Raw genomic sequence first — 16520 nt, 5'->3', positions numbered from 1 at the left:
AAATAAACCTCGCCGACCCATCAATCCTCACCGGCGTTGGGGGCGCGGGTCCGGGCAGAGCCCGGTGCCCGGCGGAGCCGGGTTCCCTGGGGCTCCGCCCCAGACCCCGCGCCTCAAACGCCGGCGAGGCTGAAAGTGCGCCCCGGCGCCTCAAACGCCAGCGCGGACAAGGCTGAAAGTACGGCCCGGCGCCTCAAACGCCAGCGCGGACAAGGCTGAAAGTACGGACCGGTGCTTCGAACGCCGGCGAGGCTGGAGTCGGCCAGCAGGGGGAAAGTGCGGCCCGGTGGGATGGGAAGGCGCGCTACGGCAACCGGCGCCGCATGGCGCGGTGCGGGATGCCCGCGTCCTGGAACTCCGGGCCGTAGGCCACGTAGCCCAGGCGCTCGTAGAAGCCGAGCGCATGCGTCTGCGCGCCCAGGTCCACGGCGGTGAGCCCCAGCCGGCCGGCCTCCACCTCGATGGCCCGGACCAGGGCCGCGCCCACGCCCAGCCCGCGCGCGGCAGCGCTCACGGCGAGCCGCCCGAGCGAGCCGACCTCCGGCGAGCCGGTCTTGCCGAGGGCGTCCGGACCGTGCAGCAGCCGGCCGGTGCCCAGCGGCCTCCCGTCCGGCCCCTCGGCCAGCACGTGCACGGCGCCCGCGTCGTAGGCGTCGTACTCGATCGACTCCGGCACGGACTGCTCGACCACGAACACCTCGGTCCGCACCGCGAAGCACGCCGCGAGATCCGCCTCGCCCGCCGCGACGCGGACCGTGAAGGCCGTGGTCACTCGCTCTCGGCCCGGATCACGTCCAGGGCGTGCTGGAGGTCCGCCGGGTAGGAGCTCTCGAACTCCACCCACTGCCCGTCCGCCGGGTGCTCGAAGCCGAGGCGCACGGCGTGCAGCCACTGCCGGGTCAGCCCGAGCCGCTTGGCGACGGTGGGGTCGGCGCCGTAGGTCAGGTCGCCGACGCAGGGGTGGCGGTGCGCGGACATGTGCACCCGGATCTGGTGCGTACGGCCCGTCTCCAGCTTGATGTCCAGCAGCGACGCCGCGCGGAAGGCCTCGATCAGGTCGTAGTGGGTGACGGAGGGCTTGCCCTCCTGGGTCACCGCCCATTTGTAGTCCGCGCTCGGGTGGCGGCCGATCGGCGCGTCGATGGTGCCGCTCATCGGGTCCGGGTGGCCCTGCACCAGCGCGTGGTAGCGCTTGTCCACGACCCGCTCGCGGAACTGGTTCTTGAGCGAGGTGTAGGCGCGCTCGGACTTCGCGACGGCCATCAGGCCGGACGTGCCGACGTCGAGGCGGTGCACGATGCCCTGGCGCTCGGACGCGCCGGAGGTGGAGATCCGGTAGCCGGCGGCGGCGAGGCCGCCGATGACGGTGGTGCCGGTCCAGCCGGGGCTCGGGTGGGCGGCGACGCCCACCGGCTTCATGATGACCACGATGTCGTCGTCGTCATGGACGATCTCCATGCCCGGGACCGGCTCGGCGACGAGTTCGACCGGCCGCGGCGGCGCGGGCATCTCGACTTCGAGCCAGGCGCCACCGTGCACGCGCTCGGACTTCCCGACGACGCTGCCGTCGACCGCCACCTTCCCCGCGGCCGCGAGTTCGGCCGCCTTCGTCCGGGAAAATCCGAACATACGGGCGATGGCGGCGTCGACGCGCTCGCCCTCGAGGCCATCGGGAACGGGCAGGGTGCGGATCTCGGGAATCGTACTCACCTGTCGAGTATGCAGGACTCGGCAGACGGGCAGTCCCGCGATCAGTCCTTGTGGACGGTGCCGTCGGGGTCCAGTCCCTTGAATGAAAGCAGGACGATCAGGACGCCGCCGCACACGATCGCCGAGTCCGCGAGGTTGAACACGGCGAAGTGCGCGGGCGCGATGAAGTCGACGACGGCGCCGCGGAAGACGCCGGGCGAACGGAAGATCCGGTCGGTCAGGTTACCCAGGGCGCCGCCCAGCAGCAGGCCCAGCGCGATCGCCCACGGCAGGCTGTAGAGCTTGCGCGCCAGCCGGACGATCACCACGATCACGGTGGCGGCGATGCAGGTGAAGATGATGGTGAAGGCCTCGCCGAAGCCGAACGCGGCCCCCGGGTTGCGGATGGCCTCGAACTTCAGGAGGTCGCCGACGACCTCGATCGGCCGCTGGTGCTCCAGCTTGGCGACGACGACCATCTTGCTGCCGAGGTCGATCAGGTACGCCAGTACCGCCACCACGAGCAGCGCCGCGATCCGCCGGCGCCCCTTGGGCTCGGTCGGCTCCGCTTCCGCGCCGTCCCCGACGTCCGGCGTACCGATGATGCGCTCCGCCTCTGCCACGTGAGTCCCTCGAACTAGCACGAACCAGGTTCCCGGCAGGTTCCTGGACCCTGACGAGACACGAGGGTACGTCAGGGTCCCGTGAGCCGCGCCGCCTCCCCGGGACCGGTCAGTGCCGCCGCTCCTGCTTCTGCTTGCAGTCCACGCACAGGGTGGCCCGCGGGAAGGCCTGCATCCTGGCCTTGCCGATGGGCTTTCCGCAGTTCTCGCAGAAGCCGTACGTACCCGCCTCCAGCCGTTCCAGAGCCCGCTCGGTCTGCTCCAGCATCAGGGTGGCGTTCGCCGCGAGGGCCAGTTCCGATTCCCGGGTGATGTTCTTGGTTCCCGTATCGGCCTGGTCGTCGCCGGCGCCGTCGCCCGAGTCCCGCATGAGGCCCGAGATGGCCTGTTCGGAGGCCTCCAGCTCGGCGCGCAGCCGCAGCACCTCGCCGGTCAGCTCCGAGCGGGCCTCGGCGACCTCGGCGGGCGTCCACGGGTCCTCACCGGGGCGTACGGGCAGCTGGCCGGGGGCGACGTGGCCCGCGCCGGCGGGGACCGCCTTGGGCAGGCCGCTGGTGGCGGCCTCGGCCGTCTTGCGCGTCGCGCCGGTGCTCTTCTTGGCAACCACTTTCCGGGCTCCAGTCTCTGTCGCGGCCTGCGCCGCCCCCTCGGCCCCGGCCCTTTTGGCCGCGGCCTTCCTCGCCGTCGTCTTCTCGGCGGCTGCCGTCGCCTTCTCGGCGGTCGCCTTGGCCGCGGGCGCCTTCTTGGCGGGTGCCCTCTTGGCAGGTGCCTTCTTGGCGGGCGCCTTGGTCGCGGGCGCCTTGGTCGCGGGTGCCTTGGTCGCGGGTGCCTTGGTCGTCGGCGCCTTCTGCACAGCCGTCTTCTCCACAACTGCCTTCTTCACGGGTGCCTTGGTCGCGGATGCCTTCTTGGCGGTCGCCTTCTCGGTGGTCGCCTCGCCGGCAGCTGACTTCTTCCCGGGCGCCTTCTTCGCGGGTGCCTTTGTCGCCGGTGCCTTTCTCGTGCCCTTCCCGGTGGACGGCGCCGCCTTCTTGCCGACCGTCGTTTTCCCGGCCGCCCTTTTCCCGGCAGCCTTTTTCCCTGCCGCCCGCTCGGTGGCGGGCGTGCTCGCGGATGCCTTCCTGGTCGCGGCCCCCTTCCCGGCCGGGGCGTCCGTCCGGGCGCGGGCCTCGGCAGCCTTTCCGACAGCCTTCTCGGTAGTCCCGGCGGTCTTCTTCGCCACCATGGCCGCGGCCCCTTCACATACTGTGATCATTGCTCGCGAATCGTGCCGGAACGATAAATCGGCTCCAGCCCCACGGCAACGGGGCGCGCATCCGTCGTGGCCAACCTGCATCCGTTGTGCCCAGCCGGAAGCCCGGTAATCCGCCCCTCCCGTCCCAGCGGGTCCCGGACCGGCCCCGTCGGCCCATCCGGGTCACGCGAGGGGCCCCGCCGGGCCCGCGGCGGACCCGTCCGCGCCCCCGCGCCGCGCGGTAAACCGGTCGGCCGCGCACCACCCGGCCCCGTACACTGGGCCCAGCGAAAGGCATGGATGGGGACGAGTAGCGTCGGACGCAGCCAGGAGCGACCCGGGGACGGTGAGAGCCCGGGGGCGAGCGCGATGCGAAGGATCACCCCGGAGCCGCCGGAAGAAAGCCGTCACGACGGCGAGTAGAACCGGCTTCGCACCCCAATGAGGGGGCCACCGGCGCTGTCCGGCGGCCAAGGAGGGTGGTACCGCGGGAGCAGCAGACGGCTCTCGTCCCTCCGGACGGAAGTCGCATCCCGCCGGAGGAAGAGTTCAGCCTCATGACCACACCGCCGCAGTACCGCCCGGTACCCGCCCAGGTCGACCTGCCTGCCCTCGAGCACGCCGTCCTCGACTTCTGGCGCGAGAACAAGACCTTCGACAAGACCCTGGCCCAGTCCGAGGGCCGCCCCGAGTGGGTCTTCTACGAGGGCCCGCCCACCGCGAACGGCATGCCCGGTGCCCACCACATCGAGGCCCGCGTCTTCAAGGACGTCTTCCCCCGCTTCCGAACGATGCGCGGCTACCACGTCGCCCGCAAGGCCGGCTGGGACTGTCACGGCCTGCCCGTCGAGCTCGCCGTCGAGAAGGAGCTCGGCTTCAACGGCAAGCAGGACATCGAGGCGTACGGGATCGCCGAGTTCAACGCCAAGTGCCGCGAGTCCGTGACCCGTCACACGGACGCGTTCGCCGAGCTCACGACCCGGATGGGCTACTGGGTCGACCTGGACGACGCCTATCGGACCATGGACCCCGAGTACGTCGAGTCCGTGTGGTGGTCGCTCAAGGAGATCTTCAACAAGGGGCTGCTCACCCAGGACCACCGCGTCGCCCCCTGGTGCCCGCGCTGTGGCACCGGCCTCTCCGACCACGAGCTGGCGCAGGGCTACGAGACGGTCGTGGACCCCTCGGTCTACGTGCGCTTCCCGCTGACCTCCGGCCCCCTCGCGGGCGAGGCGGCGCTGCTGGTGTGGACGACGACCCCCTGGACCCTGGTGTCCAACACCGCGGTCGCGGCCCACCCCGAGGTCACCTACGTCGTCGCCACCAACGGCGAGGAGAAGCTGGTCGTCGCCCAGCCGCTGCTGGAGAAGGCCCTCGGTGAGGGCTGGGAGGCCACCGGCCCGACCTTCACGGGCCAGGAGATGGAGCGCTGGACTTACGAGCGCCCGTTCTCCCTGGTCGAGTTCCCGGAACCCGCCCACTACGTCGTGAACGCCGAGTACGTCACGACGGAGGACGGCACCGGTCTGGTCCACCAGGCCCCCGCCTTCGGCGCCGACGACCTCGCGGTCTGCCGCGCGTACGGCCTGCCGGTCGTGAACCCGGTCCGCCCCGACGGCACCTTCGAGGAGGACGTCCCGCTGGTCGGCGGCATCTTCTTCAAGAAGGCCGACGAGAAGCTGACCGCCGACCTCGACGCCCGCGGCCTGCTGTTCAAGCACATCGCCTACGAGCACAGCTACCCGCACTGCTGGCGCTGCCACACCGCGCTGCTCTACTACGCGCAGCCGTCCTGGTACATCCGCACCACCGCCGTCAAGGACGCGATGCTGCGGGAGAACGAGAAGACGAACTGGTTCCCGGACTCGGTCAAGCAGGGCCGCTTCGGGGACTGGCTGAAGAACAACATCGACTGGGCGCTGTCCCGCAACCGCTACTGGGGCACCCCGCTGCCCATCTGGCGCTGCGAGGAGAACCACCTCACCTGTGTCGGCTCGCGCGCGGAGCTGTCGGAGCTGTCGGGCACGGACCAGTCGGCCCTGGACCCGCACCGCCCGTACATCGACGACGTCACCTTCACCTGCACCCACGAGGGCTGCTCCCTCGAAGCGGTCCGCGTTCCCGAGGTCATCGACGCCTGGTACGACTCGGGGTCGATGCCGTTCGCCCAGTGGGGCTACCCGTACAAGAACAAGGAGATCTTCGAGAAGCGCTACCCGGCGCAGTTCATCTCGGAGGCCATCGACCAGACGCGCGGGTGGTTCTACACGCTGATGGCGGTCGGCACCCTGGTGTTCGACAAGTCCTCGTACGAGAACGTGGTCTGCCTGGGCCACATCCTCGCCGAGGACGGCCGCAAGATGTCCAAGCACCTGGGCAACATCCTCCAGCCCATCCCGCTCATGGACCAGCACGGCGCGGACGCGGTGCGCTGGTTCATGGCGGCGGGCGGTTCCCCGTGGGCGGCGCGCCGCGTCGGCCACGGCACCATCCAGGAGGTGGTCCGCAAGACGCTCCTCACGTACTGGAACACCGTCGCCTTCCAGGCGCTGTACGCCCGCACCTCGAACTGGGCCCCCTCGGCGGCCGACCCGGCGCCGGCGGACCGCACGGTCCTGGACCGCTGGCTGCTGTCGGAACTGCACTCGCTGACCGCCGAGGTCACGGCGGCGATGGAGTCCTACGACACCCAGCGCGCCGGCAAGCTGCTGTCCTCCTTCGTGGACGACCTCTCCAACTGGTACGTCCGCCGCTCGCGCCGCCGGTTCTGGCAGGGCGACGCGGCCGCGCTGCGCACGCTGCACGACGTGGTGGAGACGGTGACCCGGCTGATGGCCCCGCTGACCCCCTTCATCACGGAGCGGGTCTGGCAGGACATGATCGTTCCGGTCACCCCGGAGGCCCCCGAGTCGGTCCACCTGTCGTCGTGGCCGGTGGCGGACGCCTCGGCCGTCGACCCGGTGCTGTCGCAGCAGATGCAGCTGGTCCGCCGCCTGGTGGAGCTGGGACGCGCGACGCGTGCGGAGTCGGGCGTGAAGACCCGCCAGCCGCTGTCGCGGGCACTGGTCGCGGTCTCGGGCTTCGAGTCGCTCACCCCGGAGCTGCACGCCCAGATCACCGAGGAGCTCAACGTGTCCTCCCTGGCCTCGCTCTCCGAGGTCGGCGGTTCGCTGGTGGACACCACGGCCAAGGCCAACTTCCGGGCGCTGGGCAAGCGTTTCGGCAAGGGCGTGCAGGACGTGGCGAAGGCGGTGGCCGCGGCCGACGCGGCGGCGCTGTCCCTGGCCCTGCGCTCGGGCGAGGCCTCGGTGGAGGTGAACGGTGAGCCGGTCACCCTCACCCCGGAGGAGGTCATCATCACGGAAACCCCGCGCGAGGGCTGGTCGGTGGCGTCCGACTCGGGTGCGACGGTGGCGCTGGACCTGGAGATCACGCCGGAGCTGCGGCTGGCGGGGCTGGCGCGGGACGCGATCCGGCTGATCCAGGAGGCCCGGAAGAACTCCGGCCTGGACGTGGCGGACCGGATCGCCCTGCGGTGGTCCTCGGCGGACCCGGAGCTCGTGACGGCCCTGACGGACCACGCGGCGCTGATCTCGGACGAGGTCCTGGCGACGGACTTCGGGCAGGGTCCGGCGGACGGCACCTACGGCGCCGAGTTCACGGACGAGCCCCTGGGCCTGACGTTCCGCCTCCGCAAGGCGTAGCCACCCCGGCCCATCCGTGGCCCGGGCCCCCGCGCGGGGGCCCGGGCCACAGCCGTATCCCGCCCGCAGGAGCGCGGGCCGCCTTCCTTCTCCCCGCCCCGCCCTTTCCCCGGCCGGGGAAAGGGCGGGCCGCTTTCTGCGTTTCCGCCTCAATCGCCGACGAGGCTGGACTGGCGCCCGGCGGGCATTCCCCGCCTCGTGGGGGCGCCTCCCAGCGGTAGCTGGGGGGAGTTTGAGCGCGGGCCCGGTTTCAGCCTCGCCGGCGTTTGAGGCGTGGGGGTACCCCCGGACGGAGTCTGGGGGAGGGTCCGGGGCGGAGGCACGGCAGCGGCGCCGCAGGGGGCAACTCCAGCCCCGCCGGCGAGTGAGGCGCGGGTCCGGGGCGGAGGCACGGTGGCGGCGGCACGCGGAACGGGCCGGGCCCGGTGCCCCCGAAGGGGAACCGGGCCCGGCCCGTGAAGCGACTGCCGACCGACGCGGCGGCGGCTTAGTTGTCGTCCTCGTCGATCAGGAAGCCGCGCATCGGCGACGGCGCCTGCATCGGCTGCGGCGCAGCCGGCCGCACCGGCGCCATCGGCTGCGTCATCGCCGGGGACATCTGCTGCTGGCCGCCGTAGGACGGACCGCCGCCCATCGGGGACGGACCGCCCATGGGCGACGGGCCGCCCATGGAGTGCCCCATCGCACCGGCCGGAGCCATCGACGGAGCCGGAGACGGCGGCAGCGCCGGACCGGCCGGGTTGCGCGGCGGGGCGAGGGAGTCGTCGGCCTGGGTCTCCAGCTGGCGCAGCTGCGACTCCAGGTAGGACTTGAGGCGCGTACGGTACTCGCGCTCGAAGCCCCGCAGGTCCTCGACCTTGCGCTCCAGGGTGGCGCGGGCGGACTCCAGGGAGCCCATCGCGACGCGGTGCTTCTCCTGCGCGTCCCGCTCCAGCGCGTCGGCCTTGGCGCGGGCGTCCCGCTCCAGGCCCTCGGCGCGGCTACGGGCCTCGCCGACGATCTTGTTGGCCTCGGAGCGGGCCTCCGCGATCGCCTGGTCGGCGGTCTGCTGCGCGAGCGACAGAACGCGGGCGGCGCTGTCGCCACCGGGGCCCTGCTGCGGGAGCTGCGGCTGCTGCTGGTGCATGGGCTGGCCCATGGGCTGCATCTGCTGCCCCATCGGCTGCATCTGCTGGCCCATCGGCTGACCCATGGGCTGGCCGAGCGGGTTCTGGCCGCCCATGGACTGCTGCTGCATGGGCTGCTGGCCCATCTGCTGCTGCCCCATCTGCTGCTGGCCCATCTGCTGCTGCTGGCCCATCTGCTGCTGGCCGCCCATGCTGTGCTGCTGCATGGGGCCGCCCATCGGGCCGGGGCCCTGCGGGCCGTGGCCGCCGGGGCCGGCGGGCAGCTGCGGCGGGCCCATCTGCGGCTGCTGCTGCTGCGGCGGGCCGGATATGGCCGCCGGGACGGGGCCGCCGGGGCCTCGCTGGTCCTGGGGCTCGGGCTTGCGCATGCCCTGCTGCTGCTGGTTCTGCGCGGCGGCCCGGGTGGCGGCGGCCAGCTTGGCGCGCAGATCCTCGTTCTCGCGCAGCAGGCGCGTCAGTTCGGACTCGACCTCGTCGAGGAAGGCATCGACCTCGTCCTCGTCATAGCCTTCTCGGAGGCGGACGGTCGTGAACTGCTTGTTCCGCACGTCCTCGGGAGTCAGCGGCATGTCTTCTTCACCTCTACGTAGTCGTCGGCAGTCGGCAAGACCGTATCGGGACTGTCCCCGCGCGCGCGGAGAAGCTCATCGTTCACACGCTTCTCGCAGCGGTGCTCACGAAACTGATGAGGATGTAAACGATGATCATCAGAACGAAGAAGGACAGGTCGAGTGCCACGCCCCCGAGACGCAACGGCGGGATGAAACGCCGGAGAAGCTTGAGCGGTGGATCGGTGACAGTGTAGGTGGCCTCCAGAACGACCACCATCGCCTTGCCGGGTGTCCATGAGCGTGCGAACTGGAACACGTAGTCCATGACCAGTCGGAAGATCAGCACGATAAGGAAGCACATCAGCGCGATGTAGACCACCTGCAGTGCGACGCCCATCCCGCGCTTCCCTCTCCCCTGCTCCCGCTCTGTTCCCGGCCCCGTGTCTGACGGATCGGTCTAGCTTTGGTTGAAGAACCCGCCCTCCGCGATGCGGGCCTTGTCCTCCGCCGTGACATCGACGTTAGCAGGCGACAGCAGGAACACCTTCTGTGTCACGCGTTCAATGCTGCCGTGCAGACCGAACACGAGACCGGCGGCGAAGTCGACCAGACGCTTCGCGTCAGTGTCGTCCATCTCCGTGAGATTCATGATCACCGGAGTGCCCTCACGGAAGTGTTCCCCGATGGTACGGGCCTCGTTGTAGGTCCGGGGGTGCAGCGTCGTGATGCGGTACGGCTCCCGCTCGGAGACGACCTTGGGCATGATCACGGGGGCGTTCTTCTCCATGCTGGTGCGGTCAGGTGTGATGGATGCCACGGGGGCGATTCGCGCCGGACGTCCGTTTTCAACCGGTGCCGGGCTGGGCTCCCGTGGCGCCGGAGGCTGTACGGCCCGTACCGGTTCGTCCGTTACGGGCGTTTGGTGCGCGGGTGGCTGACGCCGACGCTCCGGCTCCGGCTCGGGCTCGAACTCGTCATCGGGGTCGTACCCCGGATTGTCGTACCGGTCGTCCTCCACGAGGCCGAGGTAGACCGCCATCTTGCGCATCGCGCCGGCCATTCTCCGAGTCCTCCGCTCTGTGGTGGATCGCCCTGTCGCAGGTGCCGCTGTGCCAGCGAAGGCTTTGTCGGCGATGTCACCAACTGCCCGCGATCCACGTGGCCTGTCCGCTCATCGGCGGAAATGACCATATTTTCTGCTGTGGTCCGACTTTCTTCGCGACGTTACCCGAGCCGGGGTCTCGCGCCGAGTACCGCAGTGCCGACGCGCACATGTGTCGCACCGGCCATCACGGCCTGTTCCAAGTCCGCGCTCATTCCGGCCGACACCATCGTGGCAGCCGGATGGTCGGCGCGCAGGCCGGATGACAATTCCATCAGCCGCTCGAAGGCCGCCTGTTCGCGCCCCGCGTAGCGGCCCGCCAGCGGGGCCACGGTCATGAGACCGTCGAGCCGCAGTCCCGGTGCGGCGGCCACGAGGTCCGCCAGTTCCGGGAGCAGGTCGGGGGCCGCCCCTCCCCGCGCCCCCCGCTCGCCCGACTCGGCGTCGAGGGCGATCTGTACGAGGCAGCCGAGCTCCCGCCCCGCGTGCTGCGCGGCCGCCGACAGCGCCGTGACGAGCTTCGGCCGGTCGACCGACTGCACCACGTGCGCGTATCCCGCCACGGAACGGACTTTGTTCGTCTGCAACTGGCCCACGAAGTGCCAGGCGAGCGGCAGATCCGCGCAGGCCGCGGCTTTGGGGGCGGCGTCCTGGTCGCGATTTTCCGCAACATGACGGACACCCAGCTCCGCCAGCAGTCGTACGTCGCTCGCCGGATACGTCTTGGTGACCACGATCAGGGTCACCTCGTCCCGGGCCCGGCCGGCTGCCGCGCAGGCGGACGAGATCCGCCCCTCCACCCGCGCGAGGTTCTCGGCGAGTTCCGACTTACGGTCCATCATATTTCAGTCCAACCAGACATATCCGGCCAGTCGGCCGGTCACCCGGTCGCGACGGTACGAGAAGTGGTCCTGCGACTCCAGTGTGCAGACCGGCGACCGGCGGCTGTCGGCCACCCCCGCTTCGGCCAGTTGCGCGTGCACCCCGGCGACCACGTCGACGGAGGGCGTGCCCCAACTGGTCTCGCCCCAGGCGGCCGGAACCACCTCCGCGACCGCCGCCCGCATCTCTGCGGGCACTTCGTAGCAGTGCCCGCAGACGGCCGGTCCGGTACGGGCGACCACCCGGGCGGGGTCCGCGCCGAGCGCGGTCATCGCCTCGACGACGGCGGGCACGACACCCGCGACCAGCCCGGGCCGCCCGGCGTGGGCGGCGCCCGCGATCCCGGCGACCGGGTCGGCGAGCAGGACGGGTACGCAGTCGGCGGTGAGCACCGCGAGGGCGAGCCCCCGACGGGCGGTCACCACCGCGTCCACGGCCGGGACCTCCCGGCCGGCCTCCCACGGTCCGTCGACCACCGTCACGTCCCGGCCGTGCACCTGGTTCATCCAGACCACCTGCCCGGGCTCGATGCCCAGGGCCTCGGCGGCGCGCGTCCGGTTCGCACGAACGGCGGCCGGGTCGTCTCCGACCGCGCCGCCGAGATTGAGCTCCTCGTACGGAACGGCGCTCACCCCGCCCCACCTGTCGGTGAAGGCGAAATGCGCGCCGTTCTCGGTGTGGTGTGCCAGCGTCACTTCAAGAAGTCCGGTACGTCCAGTTCCTCGGCCGGGCTGTCCGCGTAGGGACGGGCCGTCGGGACCTGCGGCGCCGGGGCCGCTGCCTCGACCGGGACCTCGACCGGAGCCGGGGGGTCCTCACGGGGGGTGACCGTGCCGAGTCCGCCGAAGGCCGGGCGGACCGGCTCGGGGGCGGCGCGGACCGGCGCCGGGGCCGGCTCCTCGCGCTTGGTGGACGCGGCGCCGATGACGTTGTCCCGGCGGGCCGGGGGCTGTCCGCCGTCGAACCCGGCCGCGATGACGGTGACCCGCACCTCGTCGCCGAGCGCGTCGTCGATGACGGCGCCGAAGATGATGTTCGCCTCGGGGTGCGCCGCTTCGCTGACCAGCTGCGCGGCCTCGTTGATCTCGAAGAGACCGAGGTCCGAGCCGCCGGAGATGGAGAGCAGGACGCCCCGGGCGCCGTCGATGGAGGCCTCCAGGAGGGGCGAGGAGATCGCCATCTCAGCCGCGGCCACCGCGCGGTCGTCGCCGCGGGCCGAGCCGATGCCCATCAGGGCCGAGCCCGCCTCGGACATCACGGACTTGACGTCCGCGAAGTCGAGGTTGATCAGACCCGGGGTGGTGATCAGGTCGGTGATGCCCTGCACGCCCGAGAGCAGGACCTGGTCGGCCGACTTGAACGCGTCGAGGACGCTGACCTGGCGGTCCGAGATGGACAGCAGGCGGTCGTTGGGGATGACGATGAGGGTGTCGACCTCTTCGCGGAGCTCGGCGATGCCGTCCTCCGCCTGGTTCGCGCGGCGCCGCCCCTCGAAGGTGAACGGCCGGGTGACCACACCGATCGTCAGGGCGCCCAGCGAGCGTGCGATGTTGGCGACGACGGGTGCGCCGCCCGTGCCGGTGCCGCCGCCCTCACCGGCGGTGACGAAGACCATGTCGGCCCCCTTGAGGACCTCCTCGATCTCCTCGCGGTGGTCCTCTGCCGCCTTGCGGCCGACGGCCGGGTTGGCGCCGGCGCCGAGGCCCCGGGTGAGTTCACGGCCGACGTCGAGCTTGACGTCGGCGTCGCTCATCAACAGCGCCTGGGCGTCCGTGTTGATGGCGATGAACTCGACGCCCTTGAGACCGACCTCGATCATTCGGTTGATGGCATTGACACCACCGCCGCCGACACCGATGACCTTGATGACTGCGAGGTAGTTCTGCGGTGCTGCCACGTCGAAGGCCTCTCGCCTCGAGTTACGTGTCGCCGCCTCGCGGGCCTGCGTTGCGACGACTGATGCCGAAATGGGGCGGTCCGTACGCGCCGACCCGAACCCTAACCCTGAAGTTTAGGGTTAGGGGTGTGTCTGTTCCTTGGACTCTTCCGAACAGGACACTAAGTCGACAAGTAGCGCGTGTTCAACGAACACGCCGAACCTCCCGTTTTTCTTTTCACCCTATGTGATCACCCGTATCGCTGGCCAACCAGGGTGCGTCGGCGTTCGACCGGACGTCAACTCCCGGACACCGCAGGGGCGGTGGGGACGCTCACGTCGAAGTGCCCAGCGCCCGGTGCGGCTTTCAGCAGAGCGGTCAGCGCCCGCCCCTTCGCCTCGCCCAGTTCGCCGCTCCCCCACACGACCGTCCGGCCCCGCGACAGCTGGAGCACGACCGAGTCGTAGGACTCCAGCTTGACCTGCACGGTCTCCTTGGCGACGGCTTCGGGGAGACCTCCGGCGATCCCCACCGCCTCGTGCAGCAGCCGTTCGGCGTCGAAGCGACGGCCGCTCGGCGAGTGCTCCGCGGCCAATTCGAGGACCGGGACGCCGCCGGGTGCTTTCGCCACCGTGTCGAATCGCACACCCGAAGCGTCCACTTCGACGAACTTCGCGTCCTTCTTGATGAGCAGGACCGGTTTGCGTTCCTTCACTTTCAGACCGATTCCGTGCGGCCAGGCCCGCACCACATCGACCGAATCGATACGAGGGAGCCGGCGGAGCAGTCGGCGCTCGATCTCGTCGCCGTCGACGCTCACCAGGGGTGCGCCGACGGGCACGGCCGCCGCCGCGAGCACCTGCTGCTCGGTGAGCACGTCGGTACCGGCGGCCGTGACCTTCTCGACGCGGAGCCAGGAGGACCCGTAGAGCACCCAGGTGCCGCCGGCGGTCAGGAGCAGCGCGGCGACGAGCGAGGCCAGGACGAGGACCCGGCGCGATCTGATGCCGGGTCCCCGCAGACCGGTCCGCTTCGGCGGCTTGGGGCCGCCTGGCGGCTTGGGAGCGCCCGTGCCCCCGCCCTTGGGGCGGGGCCGGCCGGGACCGGGATTGCCTCGCTGTGCGGTCGTCGCTCCGGCCACTCCTGTGCCTCCTGGCTAGCGGTTACTGCGTGCGGCGATCGCCTCGTAGACCAGGCCGACGAGCAGCTCGTCGGCGTCCCTGCGGCCGAACTCGGCGGCGGCGCGGGACATCTCGTAGAGGCGGTGCGGGTCGGCGAGCACCGGGAGGACCTGGCCGAGCACCCACTCGGGGGTCAGTTCCGCGTCGTCGACGAGCAGGCCGCCACCGGCCTTCACCACCGGCTGGGCGTTGAGCCGCTGCTCACCGTTGCCGATCGGCAGCGGTACGTAGGCGGCCGGAAGCCCGACGGCGGACAGTTCGGCGACGGTCATCGCCCCCGCACGGCACAGCATCATGTCGGCGGCGGCGTACGCGAGGTCCATCCGGTCCACGTACGGTACCGGGACATAGGGCGGCATCCCGGGCATGTTGTCGACACGCGGCAGTTCGTTCTTCGGGCCGACCGCGTGCAGGATCTGGATCCCGGAGCGCTGGAGGGTCGGCGCGACCGCCTGGATCGTCTCGTTGAGCCGGCGGGCGCCCTGCGAGCCGCCGGAGACCAGCAGGGTCGGCAGGTTGGGGTCCAGCCCGAAGGCGGCGCGCGCCTCGGGGCGGACGGCGGCCCGGTCCAGGGTCGAGATCGAGCGGCGCAGCGGGATGCCCACGTAGCGGGCGCCGCGCAGCTTGCTGTCCGGGGTCGACACCGCGACGGCGTGCGCGTAGCGGGAGCCGATCTTGTTGGCCAGTCCCGGCCGGGCGTTGGCCTCGTGGACGATGATCGGCACCCCGAGGCGCTTGGCCGCGAGGTAGCCGGGCAGCGCCACGTAGCCGCCGAAACCGACGACGCAGTCGGCCTTGGTGCGCTCCAGGATCTCCTCGGCCGCCTTGATCGTGCCGCGCAGCCGTCCGGGGACGGTGATCAGCTCGGGGGTGGGCTTGCGGGGCAGCGGTACGGCGGGGATCAGCCCCAGCTCGTAGCCGCGTTCGGGCACGAGGCGGGTTTCGAGTCCGCGTTCCGTGCCGAGGGCGGTGATGCCCACGGAAGGGTCCTGCCTGCGCAGGGCGTCCGCGAGGGCGAGCGCCGGCTCGATGTGGCCGGCGGTCCCCCCACCGGCGAGTACGACATGCACCGAAATTCACCGCTCTCCGGACGGACGCCTCGTGACGCGCCGTCTCATCGACTTCCATCTCAGCCCGGTCCGCAGGCGGCCGTTCTTCGGCTGCCGCATCGCGAGCGCCGCGCGCGCGGCCGGCTCCTCCCGCGCGAACGCGATGAGCAGTCCGACCGCGAACATGGTCGGCAGCAGGGCCGACCCTCCGTAGGAGAACAGCGGGAGCGGGACCCCGGCGATCGGCAGCAGACCGAGCACCGCACCGATGTTGATCACGGCCTGGGCCGTGATCCAGGTGGTCACGCCTCCCGCGGCATACCGTACGAAGGAGTCCTCCGTGCGTCCGGCCACGCGGATACCCGCATAGCCTAGGGCCGCGAACAGTGCGAGCACCGACAGCGTCCCCGCCAGACCCAGTTCCTCACCGGTGATGGCAAAGATGAAGTCCGTGTGGGCTTCGGGCAGTTGCCCCCATTTTTCCACACTCGCACCCAAACCGGAACCGAACCATCCACCGGACGCGAGCGCGTAGATCCCGTGCACGGCCTGCCAGCAAAGGTCGTTCTTGCCCGGTTCTGTCGCACCGATGCAGGCCAGCCGGTCCATCCGGTGCGGACTGGTCTTGATCAGCAGTGCGACGATCACACCCGCGAACGCCAGCACTCCCGCGAACATCCGCGTCGGCGCCCCGGCCAGCCAGAGCAGCCCGAACAGGATCGCCCCGAGGATCACGGCGGTTCCCATGTCCCCGCCGAGCATGATGAGCCCGAGCAGCAGGAAGGTCACCGGCACGAGCGGCACCAGCAGGTGCTTCCACTGGCTCAGCAGCCCCTTCTCGCCCTTGCGGGCCAGCAGGTCCGCGCCCCACAGGACCAACGCCAGTTTGCCGAACTCACTGGGCTGGAGCATGAACGGGCCGCCAAGGGAAATCCAATTCTGGTTGCCGTTGATCGACACTCCTATCCCGGGGACCTGGACCAGGACCATCAGGAAGAGCGTTCCGGCGAGCACCGGATAGGAGAGTGCCCGGTGCAGCTTGACCGGCATCCGGGACGCGATCAGCAGCAGGCCGGCGCCGATCATGGCGGCCAGGAACTGCTTCTTGAAGAAGTAGGCGTCGCCCAGGCCCAGCTGGAGCGCCTTGATCATGGATGCGGAGTAGACCATCACCAGTCCGAGGACGGTGATGAGCAGCGAACTGCCGAAAATCAGGTAATACGCGGTGAGCGGGCGGTCCCAGGCCTTGCGCAACTGCCACTGCGTGCGCCGGAGCCCGGCGAGCGGCCCGCGCCCCGCAGGGCCGCCGGGGCGGCCCGCGGGGCGCTTGCGGCCCTGGGCCCGGACCGCCTTCACGGACGTGACGGCTCTGACCGCCTTGACGGCCTTCGTGGCGGACGGCCGCCGCCCCGGCAGGACTTGTCTGGCCGGCATCTGTGATCTTCCCCTCCACTCGTACGAGGCGAGCAGCCGGTCGGGGAGGGACACCTGCCCTGGGTCG

General features: G+C 70.9%; 15 protein-coding genes. 2 read left to right on the top strand and 13 right to left on the bottom strand.

Features of this window, described 5'->3' with window-relative positions:
* Positions 1-304: 304 nt before the first annotated feature.
* From ACZ4M3_RS15190 to ACZ4M3_RS15175, 4 genes are all read right to left on the bottom strand, one after another.
* Positions 305-772, bottom strand: a complete 468-nt coding sequence (locus ACZ4M3_RS15190) for a GNAT family N-acetyltransferase (protein ID WP_467732640.1) — start codon at positions 770-772, stop codon at positions 305-307.
* Positions 769-1710 (bottom strand): RluA family pseudouridine synthase, encoded by a 942-nt coding sequence (locus ACZ4M3_RS15185; RefSeq protein ID WP_467732638.1) that lies wholly within the window; start codon positions 1708-1710, stop codon positions 769-771. The genes ACZ4M3_RS15190 and ACZ4M3_RS15185 overlap by 4 nt, the downstream gene beginning before the upstream one ends.
* A 41-nt stretch (positions 1711-1751) precedes the next feature.
* Complete coding sequence (lspA, locus tag ACZ4M3_RS15180; protein WP_467732636.1) at positions 1752-2312, bottom strand: signal peptidase II; 561 nt, start codon at positions 2310-2312, stop codon at positions 1752-1754.
* A 109-nt stretch (positions 2313-2421) separates the two neighbouring features.
* On the bottom strand, positions 2422-3195 hold the full coding sequence (locus ACZ4M3_RS15175) for a TraR/DksA family transcriptional regulator (protein WP_467732634.1): 774 nt from the start codon (positions 3193-3195) through the stop codon (positions 2422-2424).
* Positions 3196-3220: 25 nt separating this feature from the next.
* On the opposite strand from ACZ4M3_RS15175, the gene ACZ4M3_RS15170 reads away from it, so the two are divergent.
* Both ACZ4M3_RS15170 and ileS read left to right on the top strand, forming a co-directional pair.
* The gene (locus tag ACZ4M3_RS15170) at positions 3221-3676 is read left to right on the top strand and encodes a hypothetical protein (RefSeq protein WP_467732632.1); all 456 of its coding nucleotides are present in this window, start codon (positions 3221-3223) and stop codon (positions 3674-3676) included.
* Positions 3677-4103: 427 nt separating this feature from the next.
* Positions 4104-7250, top strand: a complete 3147-nt coding sequence (gene ileS / locus ACZ4M3_RS15165) for an isoleucine--tRNA ligase (protein ID WP_467732630.1) — start codon at positions 4104-4106, stop codon at positions 7248-7250.
* Between the two features lie 487 nt (positions 7251-7737).
* On the opposite strand, the gene ACZ4M3_RS15160 is transcribed toward ileS, so the two are convergent.
* The 9 genes from ACZ4M3_RS15160 to ftsW form a co-directional block, all read right to left on the bottom strand.
* Positions 7738-8946 carry a DivIVA domain-containing protein gene (locus ACZ4M3_RS15160; RefSeq protein ID WP_467732628.1) on the bottom strand — a complete coding sequence of 403 codons (1209 nt, stop codon included), beginning with the start codon at positions 8944-8946 and terminating at the stop codon, positions 7738-7740.
* 82 nt (positions 8947-9028) lie between these two features.
* Positions 9029-9325 carry a YggT family protein gene (locus ACZ4M3_RS15155; protein ID WP_030155988.1) on the bottom strand — a complete coding sequence of 99 codons (297 nt, stop codon included), beginning with the start codon at positions 9323-9325 and terminating at the stop codon, positions 9029-9031.
* Positions 9326-9385: 60 nt separating this feature from the next.
* On the bottom strand, positions 9386-9988 hold the full coding sequence (locus ACZ4M3_RS15150) for a cell division protein SepF (protein WP_467732626.1): 603 nt from the start codon (positions 9986-9988) through the stop codon (positions 9386-9388).
* Between the two features lie 164 nt (positions 9989-10152).
* Positions 10153-10872 carry a YggS family pyridoxal phosphate-dependent enzyme gene (locus ACZ4M3_RS15145; RefSeq protein ID WP_467732624.1) on the bottom strand — a complete coding sequence of 240 codons (720 nt, stop codon included), beginning with the start codon at positions 10870-10872 and terminating at the stop codon, positions 10153-10155.
* A gap of 3 nt (positions 10873-10875) precedes the next feature.
* Complete coding sequence (gene pgeF, locus ACZ4M3_RS15140) at positions 10876-11607, bottom strand: peptidoglycan editing factor PgeF (protein ID WP_467732622.1); 732 nt, start codon at positions 11605-11607, stop codon at positions 10876-10878.
* Positions 11604-12809 (bottom strand): cell division protein FtsZ, encoded by a 1206-nt coding sequence (ftsZ, locus tag ACZ4M3_RS15135; RefSeq protein ID WP_361135817.1) that lies wholly within the window; start codon positions 12807-12809, stop codon positions 11604-11606. The genes pgeF and ftsZ overlap by 4 nt, the downstream gene beginning before the upstream one ends.
* A 278-nt stretch (positions 12810-13087) precedes the next feature.
* Positions 13088-13930: a cell division protein FtsQ/DivIB gene (locus ACZ4M3_RS15130; RefSeq protein ID WP_467732620.1), complete on the bottom strand. Its 843-nt coding sequence runs from the start codon at positions 13928-13930 to the stop codon at positions 13088-13090.
* Between the two features lie 15 nt (positions 13931-13945).
* A complete protein-coding gene (gene murG / locus ACZ4M3_RS15125; protein WP_361315885.1) occupies positions 13946-15040 on the bottom strand; it encodes an undecaprenyldiphospho-muramoylpentapeptide beta-N-acetylglucosaminyltransferase in 1095 nt (364 codons plus the stop codon).
* A gap of 6 nt (positions 15041-15046) precedes the next feature.
* Positions 15047-16453: a putative lipid II flippase FtsW gene (ftsW, locus tag ACZ4M3_RS15120; RefSeq protein ID WP_467732618.1), complete on the bottom strand. Its 1407-nt coding sequence runs from the start codon at positions 16451-16453 to the stop codon at positions 15047-15049.
* Positions 16454-16520: the final 67 nt, after the last annotated feature.

The organism is Streptomyces sp. NPDC026522 (assembly GCF_055567555.1).
Note: the sequence above shows the minus strand (reverse complement) of the source record. Positions and strands in the feature narration are given on the sequence as shown.

Excerpts from the sequence above, each read along its gene's own strand:
- ACZ4M3_RS15160 (WP_467732628.1), bottom strand. The coding sequence starts at position 8,946 with ATGCCGCTGACTCCCGAGGACGTGCGGAACAAGCAGTTCACGACCGTC.
- ileS (WP_467732630.1), top strand. The coding sequence starts at position 4,104 with ATGACCACACCGCCGCAGTACCGCCCGGTACCCGCCCAGGTCGACCTG.
- ACZ4M3_RS15155 (WP_030155988.1), bottom strand. The coding sequence starts at position 9,325 with ATGGGCGTCGCACTGCAGGTGGTCTACATCGCGCTGATGTGCTTCCTT.
- ftsW (WP_467732618.1), bottom strand. The coding sequence starts at position 16,453 with ATGCCGGCCAGACAAGTCCTGCCGGGGCGGCGGCCGTCCGCCACGAAG.
- ACZ4M3_RS15150 (WP_467732626.1), bottom strand. The coding sequence starts at position 9,988 with ATGGCCGGCGCGATGCGCAAGATGGCGGTCTACCTCGGCCTCGTGGAG.
- ACZ4M3_RS15145 (WP_467732624.1), bottom strand. The coding sequence starts at position 10,872 with ATGATGGACCGTAAGTCGGAACTCGCCGAGAACCTCGCGCGGGTGGAG.